This window comes from Arenibacter sp. ARW7G5Y1 (assembly GCF_003201775.1).
In the GTDB taxonomy this organism is placed as follows: domain Bacteria; phylum Bacteroidota; class Bacteroidia; order Flavobacteriales; family Flavobacteriaceae; genus Arenibacter.
Genome location: NZ_QJJZ01000002.1, coordinates 360224 through 371649, shown reverse-complemented (window position 1 = coordinate 371649; position 11426 = coordinate 360224). Strand labels below are relative to the sequence as shown.

The 11426-nt window shown below is 46.4% G+C and carries 8 protein-coding genes; 2 read left to right on the top strand and 6 right to left on the bottom strand.

Annotation, left to right across the window (positions count from 1 at the left end):
* The first annotated feature begins 242 nt into the window (after positions 1 to 242).
* Together C7972_RS04710 and C7972_RS04705 are read left to right on the top strand one after the other, a co-directional pair.
* Positions 243 to 1520: a site-specific integrase gene (locus C7972_RS04710; RefSeq protein ID WP_110355073.1), complete on the top strand. Its 1278-nt coding sequence runs from the start codon at positions 243 to 245 to the stop codon at positions 1518 to 1520.
* 27 nt (positions 1521 to 1547) lie between these two features.
* Positions 1548 to 2752, top strand: a protein-coding gene (locus C7972_RS04705; RefSeq protein ID WP_110355152.1) for an IS3 family transposase whose coding sequence is annotated in 2 segments (ribosomal slippage) — positions 1548 to 1830 and positions 1830 to 2752 — 1206 coding nt in all. Because the reading frame shifts where the segments join, the coding sequence is not laid out codon by codon here.
* 51 nt (positions 2753 to 2803) lie between these two features.
* Here C7972_RS04705 and C7972_RS04700 read toward each other — a convergent pair.
* The 6 genes from C7972_RS04700 to C7972_RS04675 all read right to left on the bottom strand — a co-directional run bounded on the left by C7972_RS04700 (position 2804) and on the right by C7972_RS04675 (position 11405).
* Positions 2804 to 4408 (bottom strand): sugar MFS transporter, encoded by a 1605-nt coding sequence (locus tag C7972_RS04700; RefSeq protein ID WP_110355072.1) that lies wholly within the window; start codon positions 4406 to 4408, stop codon positions 2804 to 2806.
* Between the two features lie 59 nt (positions 4409 to 4467).
* On the bottom strand, positions 4468 to 5325 hold the full coding sequence (locus tag C7972_RS04695) for a phosphoenolpyruvate hydrolase family protein (protein ID WP_110355071.1): 858 nt from the start codon (positions 5323 to 5325) through the stop codon (positions 4468 to 4470).
* Between the two features lie 47 nt (positions 5326 to 5372).
* On the bottom strand, positions 5373 to 6593 hold the full coding sequence (locus C7972_RS04690) for a Tm-1-like ATP-binding domain-containing protein (protein ID WP_110355070.1): 1221 nt from the start codon (positions 6591 to 6593) through the stop codon (positions 5373 to 5375).
* A 14-nt stretch (positions 6594 to 6607) separates the two neighbouring features.
* Positions 6608 to 6904 (bottom strand): Dabb family protein, encoded by a 297-nt coding sequence (locus C7972_RS04685; RefSeq protein WP_110355069.1) that lies wholly within the window; start codon positions 6902 to 6904, stop codon positions 6608 to 6610.
* 46 nt (positions 6905 to 6950) lie between these two features.
* Positions 6951 to 8081 (bottom strand): VCBS repeat-containing protein, encoded by a 1131-nt coding sequence (locus C7972_RS04680; protein ID WP_181422826.1) that lies wholly within the window; start codon positions 8079 to 8081, stop codon positions 6951 to 6953.
* Positions 8082 to 8219: 138 nt separating this feature from the next.
* A complete protein-coding gene (locus tag C7972_RS04675) occupies positions 8220 to 11405 on the bottom strand; it encodes a PVC-type heme-binding CxxCH protein (RefSeq protein WP_110355067.1) in 3186 nt (1061 codons plus the stop codon).
* Positions 11406 to 11426: the final 21 nt, after the last annotated feature.

Genomic DNA, 11426 nt, shown 5'->3' with positions numbered 1-11426 from the left:
AGTACGATTTGAATATCAAATTCAATCAAAACCCTGTAAATGTCAATATTTACAGGGTTTTTCATTTTATTAAACCCCATTTAATATCATTTAATACCATCCAAAAAGTGTCCCATTCGGTGGCACCAACAATACATAATTTAGTGCCACCGAATTAACCATAAACATCTTATATACAGCGTATTACAAAGACTTCTTTTGTTTTTAATTTACTATATTTAAGTGGTAAAAAAATAAAAATTATGCAAGATCTATTGTCAATTCTGTTTTATATCCGAAAAAAGGGTGTGAGCGACCCCTCCCAGGCCATCATCTATCTGCGAATTACCTACAATGGAAAGAGAGCTGAAGTTAGCACCATGAGAAAAGTGCCTATTTCTAAATGGGATGCCAAGGCCAACAAGGTTATAGGCTATACCCCAGAAGCCAAACAGACCAACCGTCAACTGGATATTATTAAAAATCGAATATATGAGATTTATCAAAGGTTTTTGAACGATGACAATAATTATATATCGGCAAAAGGAATAAGGGATGAATTTATAGGGGCAAATAACAATAAAAAATTGATTTTGGAAATGTTTGCCGAGCATAACCAAAGAATGGAAAAACTGGTGGGAAGGGAATTCTCCTTTAGGACACTTCAACGCTATAAGACCACCAAAAAGCACCTCAGAAAATTTATTATATCTAACTATAACTCCGAGGACCAACCTGTCCATCAGGTAGATGTTAAGTTCATCAACAGCTTTATTTACTATTTAAAGGCCGATCAAGGACTCTCACATAATTCGTCCTTAAAATATATAGCCTACTTCAAAAAGATAATACGCCAGGCCTACGCCAATGGATGGATCGATAAAGATCCTTTTTACAACTTTAAGCTTCGACCGAAATCCATTGATAAGGAATATTTAAACAAAGAAGAAATAAATATCCTAATTGAAAAACAATTCTCGATTTCAAGATTGGAACAGGTAAGGGATGTTTTCATTTTCAGTTGCTACACTGGTTTGGCCTATGTTGATGTTGCCAAGCTCAGTGTAAACGATATCGTAATCGGGATAGATGGGAAACGATGGATCAAAGTGAGGCGAACCAAGACCAAATCCATGAGTAGTATTCCGCTATTGCCAATTGCCGAAAGAATCATCTCCAAGTATTCCTCTTTACCTTGTGACAAGGATCGATTATTACCAGTTTATAGCAATCAAAAAACAAACGGTTATCTTAAAGAAATAGCAGACCTAACTGGAATAAACAAGAATTTAACCTTTCATGTTGCAAGGCATACCTTTGCCACTACCATAACTCTAGCAAACGGTGTGCCTATTGAATCCGTGAGCAAAATGCTGGGACACAAGTCTTTAAAGACAACCCAGCATTACGCCAAAATACTGGATATCAAACTTGCCGAGGATATGAACAAGCTCCAATTACGGTTTGAAGACAAGAATAATTCCTCTGAACTTAAGAAGACGAAAAAAAAGTACCTTGGGAATTGGACTTACTATATTTAACTGGACGATAAAATAAGAGTGTGTTGGCTGTTTAAATTAACTTTGAAACATGTCAAGAGAAAAAAAAGGAATTACAGTGTAGAGTTTAAGGAAAAAGCTGTGGAACTGAGCTATGCCCGTGGCAGTGTTGTTGAGATATGCAGGGAACTGGACATCCCCACTTCGGTACTGAGCCGATGGCGAAGGGAATCCCAGGATTATGGGAAAAACAGTTTTCCGGGAAAGGGCAACCCAAAATTGACCGATGAACAGAAGGAGATTGCGGAGTTGAAGAAAAAATTAAGGGATACCGAGATTGAACGCGATATCCTAAAAAAGGCAATAACCATCTTCTCCTAGGGCGACAGGAAAAATATAGGTTCATAAAACACCATAAATTCAAATTTCCAGTTGGGAGGATGTGCAAAATGTTCAATGTAAGTAAAAGCGGGTATTATAATTGGTTGGTCAGGGGGCCATCCAAGAGGTGGTGCGAGAACGAGGCCATATCATTGGCTATCCGTGATATTTTCAAAGATAGCTTTGAGAGCTATGGGGCACCCAGGATCAAAGTGGAACTGCTGAAAAAAGGGCATCGTGTCTCTAGGCCCAGGGTGGCCAGGATAATGAGGGCCAATAACCTATTGGCCAGAAGAAAACGCAAGTTCAGATTTACGACAGATTCGGCCCATGATTATCCAATAGCCCCTAATATCCTAAACCAGAACTTTACGGTATCCCGAGAGAACCAGGTTTGGGTGTCCAATATGACTTATATACAGACCAAACAAGGCTGGATGTATCTAACTGTAATAATCGATCTGTTCAACAGAAAGGTCGTAGGATGGTCGATGAGCGATGACCTAAGTACAGACAACACCATTAATCCAGCTTGGAACATGGCGGTCAAGCAAAGGTTCATTACGAAAGAACTCATATTCCATTCAGACAGGGGGTCACAATATGCCAGTTGTAGATTCACCAATATCATTAAAAGTTATGATGGGATCGTAAAACAAAGTATGGGCAGGAAGGGTAATTGTTGGTACAATGCAGTGGCCGAAAGTTTCTTTAAGAGCTTGAAAGTGGAATGGGTGTACAAACACAGCTATGACCACAGATCTGAAGCTGAACTTTCCGTCTTTCAATGGATCGAGACCTGGTACAACAGAAGAAGGTTACACTCCACTTTGGGGTATAAAACAATAGAAGAATTTGAAACCGAAATGTCCAATCAGAAAATAGCAGCATAACTCTTAACTAAATGTCCACTTTTTTGTTGCAAGTCCACTTTTTATTTCACCTTAGTTTTGTCCCAATACGATTGGTTTATATCCTCCCTTGGCCCTGAAATAGAAGATAAGGATCAGGTAACAGGCCAACATGATCACCGGGAACACGATGACCTTGGCCAGCGCCCTCTGGGTCCCTTTGGTCTTCAAATCGGCTACCAGGGCATTGATCTCCTGTGGATCAGCGACACCTTCCAGGGCCCTGTTTAACTCATCCATGTCCACCGTTTGGAAATCGATGATGGAATAGATGGTCTCATCCCTTAGGGGCAGCTCCATCTTCCCGTCGGCCAACAGGGTATTCGGGGCAGCCTGGACCAATTCCTGGGAGGCCTGCAGTTGTTCGATCTGCGAATTGGATTGGAAGGCCCCGATAATGGGTGCCCCCAACATGCCCACGGTGAGCATGCCAATGCCGCTCACCGCGTTCAGGGTAAGGGCGCCCCCCCTAGGGGTCTGCTCTGCCACCACTCCCAAGGTAGTGGGCCAGAAAAATGTCTTGCCAAGACCATATAGGGTCGCCGCTGCAAAAATGTACCAGCCCGTTGAAATTGAAAGGAAATAGAGCCCGAAAATGGCCAGCACGGAACTGATGACCAATAGGGCCAATGGAGATACCTTATGCAAAATGGATCCGGCAAAGAGCCGGAGCACCAACATAATGGCGGAGGTATATATAAGTACCCATCCCGCATCGAAACCCTTATCGCTTGCTATCCCGTGCATGATGGACTGGATCCAGGAATCCGTGCCCAGTTCGGTGGTGGCCAGGGGCATGATGATAAAGCAAAGGAACAACAATATGGGCCTGCCCAAGGTCCGTACGTACCAGCCAAAAGCGGCCACCATGAGCACCCCTATGGCGATGAACCCATAGCGCATTGCATAATCTTCAGGACCGGGCCCAAAAAAATCGTTCAGTTGTAGCACCACTAAAAAAGCTACCAAGGAAGCTCCCCCGATACCAAACTCCTGAAGCATTTCCCTATAGCTTACCCCGGCCGCCACTCGTTCGTTGGGCGGGAATTCCTGCCTTATAAGTATAAAAAAATACATGATGGCAGGCACCACGGTGATGACGATCTTGATCCACCATTCCACATTGCCCATACCTATAAAGATGATCCCCGCAAGGACCAGTCCCCCCGGCCAGGCGGCATGTAATATGTTCAGCCATTTGGTCTTTTCCCTGTTGAACATGGTGGCCACCACAGGATTTATGAAGGCCTCCACCGTACCGTTGCCCAATGCAAATACCAAGCTGCCCCAATACAAAAGGCTGTAGGCTGTATCAATATCCCCGGACTGCAGATATTGATAGGCAAGATAGCCCATAACCCCCCAGGTCATGTGACCTATAAAGGCAAAGATCATGGCCAGTTTATACCCGATCCTATCTATCAGCAGACTGAAGAAAATGATGGCCACAAAAAAAGGCCAGATCCCTATCCCCATGAGCCTTCCCGCCTCTGCCGGGTTCAGGTCGAAAGCCTCGCTCCAGGTATCCACTAGGAATACGCGGGTAATAAAACCGAATGCGGTGGTCAACAGGGCTATAAAACATCCCAGAAAAAGTGTTCTTTTCCGTGAGCTGTCCTCTTTTGATATACTTTCCATAATCTATTTGGTTTATTGGTTATTGGTATTCCAGGTTCGTTATGTAACGGTATCCTAGCCTATATTTCTAGGGATTTGAATTCCTGCGTCAATGCCGTCAACGAGGATTCCACGGCCATCCTCTCTAGGGAGGATGCCCCTACAAAGCCATGGGCATCCGTCTTGGAAAGGATGGCCTTAACGTCATCCGGAGTATTGATGGGGCCTCCATGGGCCAGGAAAATGATATCCGGATTGACCTTCCGGCCCGCCTCGATGATCTCTTGGGTCCTTTTAATGGCAAAGTCCATATCCACTGTTGCACCAACAACACCGATAGAACCCCCGACGGTCGTCCCCACATGGGCTATGATGGAATCGGCTCCTACCTCGGCCATCTGTACGGCCTCCTCGGGAGTGGCTACGTAAACACAGGAGAAAAGATCCATTTCCGAGGCCAGACGTACCATTTCCACTTCCTTGTAAAAGCCCATCCCGGTCTCCTCCAGGATATCCCTAAAGCTGCCATCCACGATGGAATGGGTAGGAAAATTATTGATTCCTGAAAATCCCATGGCCTTTACCTGTTGCAGAAAATGCCACATGCGCCTACGGGGATCGGATCCGTGTACCCCACAAAAAACCGGAATCTCTTCCACCACTGGCAATACTTCAAATTCCCCGATCTCCATGGCAACGGCATTGGCATCGCCATAGGCCATAAGGCCGGCAGTGGATCCGTGGCCCGACATCCTAAATCGACCGGAGTTGTATATGATCAAAAAATCGGCCCCTCCCTTTTCTATGAATTTGGCACTTATCCCTGTTCCCGCTCCAGCACCTATGATGGCTTTCCTTTGGGCCAAGGTCTTTTGCAATCGCTGTCTAACTTCTTCCCGGGTATAAGGGTTACCCTTCCCCGTCCATTTATTTGGCATTTTGTTTCTTTTTTTGGTTGTATTTTATTCTTGTATCGTATTCCTCTTTAATCCATTAATTTCAATAAACGATCCACTAGGGACTTGGCAAAGGCCTCGTCATTGATATGGGCGTCCATTTCAACAACCGGCAATTGGCCCTTCGCATTTTCCTTTATAGATCTGAACAGGGCATCATCCGCTCTGGGATCATAGAAAATATCCCCTTCGCTGTCGATCTGGGATATACCCTTTAACGGAAGTAGGATCTCCACAGGGGCCCTGGCCCCTGTGAGCTTGTCCACCAACTGTTTTCCCAAGGTTTCGTTCTCGGTGACATTGGTCCGCATCAGGGTCACGTCCGGTGCCCAACTGTAGAGCTGTCGCGACCTGTACTGTTCGGGTAGGGTGTCCATTTGGGCAAAGTTCACCATATCCAGACATCCAGGTACTACGATCTGGGGGAGCCCCATTTCCGTTGCCGCGGTCAGTCGGTCCGGCCCAGCGCTCAAAATACCCCCGCAGAGCTCATCGGCCAGTTCCGTGGTGGTAACGTCCAGCACAGCGTCGAAGACCCCTTCACGGATCAGCGATTCCATGGTGGCACCGCCCACCCCGGTGGCATGGAAGGCCATAACCTCGTATCCTTTTTCTTTTAACAATTCGGTGCATTTGTCCACGCATTTGGTGGTGTTCCCGAACATACTGATGGCGATGTTCCTTTTGCTTTCCTCCAAAGCACCCACCTTGGTATCCGCCATGGCGGTAATCGCCGATGCCGCCTGCCGTATCAACAGTCTGCTGATGCTGTTGAGCCCCGCCACGTCCACTACCGACGACATCAAGGTAATGTCCTTGACCCCTATCTGTCTGGAGAGGTCCTTGGCCACTACCGTACTCAGGCAGAATTTGGGGATGCCCAGGGGTACCGCCTGCATCGCCTCAAGGATGATGTAGGTTCCTCCTCCACCGCCCATTCCTATAACTCCCTTGATCATGTCCCTGGAAGCAAGGTCCTCAAGGATCTTCGCTGCTCCCTTTCCCATCAACTCAACCGCCTTTCCCCTATCTCCGGAATCCCGGATAGCCTCCAAGCCCGCGCCCGAGGCCTGCGCCACGGCATCCTGGTCCACATCGATGGGGAAGTCCACGGAAGTCCCCATGACCCCCGTGTTTATTGTGATCACTTGTTGGCCCAAGGCCTTGAGACTTTTTAAGAGATAGGAAAAATCCTCCCCCTTGGTATCAAAACAGCCCAGCATTACCATACTTTTATCGGATGTACCCATAGCTTTATTTTTTGTTATACGTTGAAGTCGAACACTACTACCCGCTCCAATTTTGGTACTACCACTTCTTTTACCTCTTCGTGTACGGGATGTGGTAGATAGGCATCCCTGGATTCAGGGCTGTCGAAGGTCATAATAAACCCGTGGGTAAACCCGTCATTAAGTCCCTCGGTACTATCATAGGGGCCGTATTCCATCTCCACGAGCCCCGGTATACGGCCCACCATATCCTGCATAACAGCAAAACAATTCTCGATCTCCGATTCGCTTATCCCTTCCTTGAACTGGAACATTCCATAATGTCTGGTCATAATTCTGTGTTTTTATATATTCAATTAATCTATGTTCTATACTTACCTATTTTTGAATAAAGGCAAAGACTCCTTTTTTGTTGGAGGTCACAATATCCATCTTTCCGTCCCCATTAAGATCACCTGTGGAAATCTGTCTTCCTACGCCAGAGTTATCATCTATCTTATAGGGGACAAGCTCTGCCGGCCCATCCTCATACCTCTGGGTTTTGAACCAATATAGTACAGCTGGGTCCTCTGCTCCAGGGTCGTGCCCGTTGTGGGCGTAATAACATTTGCCGGTAACGATATCAGGAATACCGTCGTTATCAATATCGGTCATTGACATAGCGTGCAGTTGACTAAAGGAGACACCATAGGGGTTATCCTCGGGACTGTTGGTCATGACGGTATGTTCCTTAAATGTAATTTCTCCACCATATTCGATCTGTTCAAACCAGGAAAGCCCATATCCATGGCCATCTATAGCCGTGACCACATCATTATCTCCGTCTCCATCAATATCATAGGAAAACATTTGGGCTCCGCCCTTGCCCGGAGAAAATGGAAATGGATGATAGGCCCATGGTGTGGCTCTATCCCAGTTTTTGGGCTGCTCCCACCATCCGCTTCTTTCTATTACGTCCACAAGTCCGTCCCCATTGATATCCCCTGCCCCCAAGCCGTGCGAATATTTTTTGAATTTGCCTTCGTCCTTTAAACTAATTGGGAGCATTTGCCAATTCTCTCCTTTTTTTGAGGATGCCAATCCCAGCACCAAGTATCCCTGACTAAAAGCAAGTAACTCTCCCTGGACGTCCCCAATTACATTCACTAGACTTGGAGACTCATGACAAACATTCCCAAGGGCATTTTGATATACAGGTTCGGGCACCATTTTGGTGAGTGGAAAGGAATTCTTTCCCGGATCCTTTATCCATTTGCTTTCCGTCCCCGGCAATCCCACCTGAAGGATATCCGTCCATCGGTTTCCATCGATATGGGAAGGAAAAGTAAAAAAATTGTTAGAATAGCCTTCTAGGCCAGGACCTGTGATGGGAAAATATTTTACAGGGCCATAGGCGTATGTCACTTTAAAATCAGGTCCTTTCCACCACAAGTTACCAGCAACAATATCCTTATGGCCGTCCTTATCAATATCCCCTATCGACGCTCCCTCTGAGATATACCTATCCAATAATTGTGTTTTTTCAAAAGACACTATGGTACGTGGTTGTATTTTCTCTTGAGCCCATGATGGGCATAACGAAATAAGCAATACCAAAAGGATGAACAAAAAATTATGTGGGGTTATGAGCATGGATAAATTGATTACCTATTTTAATGTTCTTATATAAGCCAACAGGTCCGAGACCTGTTCATCCGAATAATTGTCGATCAGCCCCTTGGGCATAAAGGAACGGCCTCCCAAAAAGCCTTCGGAAACAATGTCCGAAACCTGGATAAATTGACTACCGCCCCCCATAAATCCAATTGTGGTTCCCCGATTATCCTTTTTCACCAGATAGCCCTCTATGTTGGCCCCATCTTTCTTGGTTACTCTATAAACGGCGTAACTTCCTTCCACAGCGGCATCCGGATTCAAAATTGCAGTCAGGAGGGCCTCGTTTTCCCGCATTGCCGATCCGTCCAATGCCGGGGCAAAATCGTGTCCCTTGTCACCAACACTATGGCACATGAGACAGGTCTGGAAAAGATTTTCGCCATTTTCGGGATTTCCTCCCCCTTTTTCAGCAATGGCCATGAATCGCTGCAGTTTCGATTGGAACGCCTTCTTTTCCCCGTCTATCCTGTTTTTCACCTGTTCAAAAAGTTGTATCCCCCTTGCATCTTCCTTATCGGACTGAAAGACCTTTTCCGCACTGGAAAGATCAAACTCTTGCGAAGTCAAAGTTCCCGTTTCAAAAAGCTGTTTGAGAAGGTTACTTCCCTCTTCGGAGTTGGACAATATCCGGGTAACGGATTGTTTCTGGGACTGGTCCAAATTGGGCATCCAAGCGATTATGGCCTTATCGGCAGCTTGCATATCCGCTTTTGCCAGTGCCTGTATGGCCTCTGCCCTCAAATCCAGTTCCAAGGTCTCCATTTTTGCGATCCGCTCGAAAATCGCCCTATTTTCCCCAGGCCGACCAACCAGTGCAAGCATGGCCAATTTGATCGTTTCAGAAGAGGAGTCCGCATTTACAAATGGAACTACATTATCCCTTAAGGAGTGGATACCTAATTTTCCAATGGCCTCCAAACCTAAATTTTGTTGGGATATATCCCCACTTTTTAGCAAATGCCCGATAGGCTTTATCAATGCATTGGTAAGTTCCTTTGATTGTATTTTGGCCAGGTTTTTTAGAGTGAGAGAAACATGTTCCTGCGCTTTGCCCACATTTTCCAGAACTGGAAGCATCATCTTCATGACCTGATTGTTCTCCAGCATTCCGGCGACGATTAAAAAGGTCGGCTCGTCCAGCTCCTTATTGTCCGCTTTTTTCCATAGATCCATGAACACCGTTTCCCGCTCCTCCTTTGGCAACGCCTGGCTCGCCCATATTAAATTAACAGTGGCGTATTGGGAGACCTTGGGAGACCTGATAAAGGCCAACAGTTCATTGGGATAATTCTCCAGGGCCTTACGGGCCAAGTACCTTTCAAAATTACGTTCGTAAGCCCCTCCCATATCGTTCCCTTCAAGTGGTGGTTTACATGCCCCCACCAATAGGGCTATGGTCTGTGGGTTTGCCGTTCCTGCCGCATCCAAGGTCCTTAGTACCTGCGATCTTACCATGGGGTTATTATCATTGGAAGGCCCTTCCAATAGCTGGGCCAATGTTCCGGCATCCAGGGAATAGGATTCCAGGGCACGGACAGCTTCCCTTCTAAGGTTATCGGATTTAGTATTCATTAAAGCCGCTAACAACTTATAGTCGTAATGTTTTATCCCCTCAAGGGACCAAAGCGCCATGATACGGGTAATCTCGTCCTGATAAATATCAGAAACCAAAAGTATCAGGTCTTTGGCCAATTCCTTGGTCTCGCCTATGGGGCGATCCGTAATCTGGTGCCAGGCGGCACGTTTGGCCCAAATGGAGGGCGACTTCAAATAACCTACGAGTTCGTTTGTTTTTATCTCATAGAAATTGGGAATTTCGCGAGGTTTTTGGGATTTATAACGGACCCTCCAAATACGGCCATGGGATTTGTCCCGGTCAGGATGTGATGTAGCTACCTCGTTATGGGAAACGATTTTATTGTACCAATCGGCAATATAAAGGCAACCATCGGGTCCGAATTCCATGTTGACCGGCCGGAACCAATCGTCTTCCGAGGTCAAGAAACTTGGAAGGAGTTCAGCGGAAACGGAGCCGTCTTCATTACGAACGATCCTTACTGCATTGATCTCACTGGTTATGGGATTGGCGATAAAGGCCACATCTTTCCATTCACTCGGAAAGGACCCCTCCAAATCGTCGGCAAAGGCAATCCCGGACATGCCCGTCCCCCCGACACGGAATTTGTGCAGTTCCGGCATCCATGGCTGGTAAGGCCTAAGGCGTTCCATACCTATACCGGGAAATCCCGTACCCTGCTCCATGGGTACTACTGAATACCCCAGGTCATTGGCCTCCATTCCATACCATTGGCCATTGCCCCTTAACTTGAAGCCCCAGATATTGTTCAATCCTGCATTGACCAGTTCTATTTTTTTTGCATCCAGGGAGAATCGTGCAATCTTGCTATAATCCAATCGGATCTTGGCATCACTTTTAAGTGAGCTCACTTCCCCTTTGTTAAGGGCCCCTTGGCTAAAATGGATCCAATCCCCGGGACCACGCACAAGTACATGGGCCATTGTATGCGTGTCCGTAAACCCAAATCCGGTGAACAATGGTGTCCGTTTGTCCGCCTTGCCATCATTGTCAGTATCCTCCAAGAAGAACAGTTCGGAACCCTGGGCCACATAGGTGCCATTTTTATAGGGCAAGATACTTTGGGGAATGGCAAGTCCGTCTGCCCAGACATTGGTCTTAACGCTATTTTTTCCGTAGAGTCCGGAAAGTACCAATATTTTATCCTTACCCTTGGTCTTACCGCGGTACAGGTCCAAAATTCTTTTAAAATTGGGATCTTTTTCCTGGGCCGCTGGATCGTCCATCAACTTTAGTAGGTCCCGCCAAGCGATATCGGATACCGGGTCCAAGGGATACATCTCCGCGGTCTGGGTCCACAATCTGCCCGCATCGTCGAATGCCATATGGATAGGGTTTACCACACCGTCCCTTTCACTGGCCACCAGCTCTACCACGAAGCCATCAGGTACATTAAAGCCGGCCAATTCCTCTTCTGGTGAGAGTATTTCCGTCCTTGACGAGTGCGTTTTTTTGTTGAGGGCGGGATATTCAACTCCGTTATTGTCCCCAGAATGGGCCGTATCCGATCTTTCCTTACATCCCATGCAGGTTACGGCAAAGGCAAAGCCATATAAAAGTAATTTCCTTTTAATTTCCATGTATATTCACTAAATATTTAT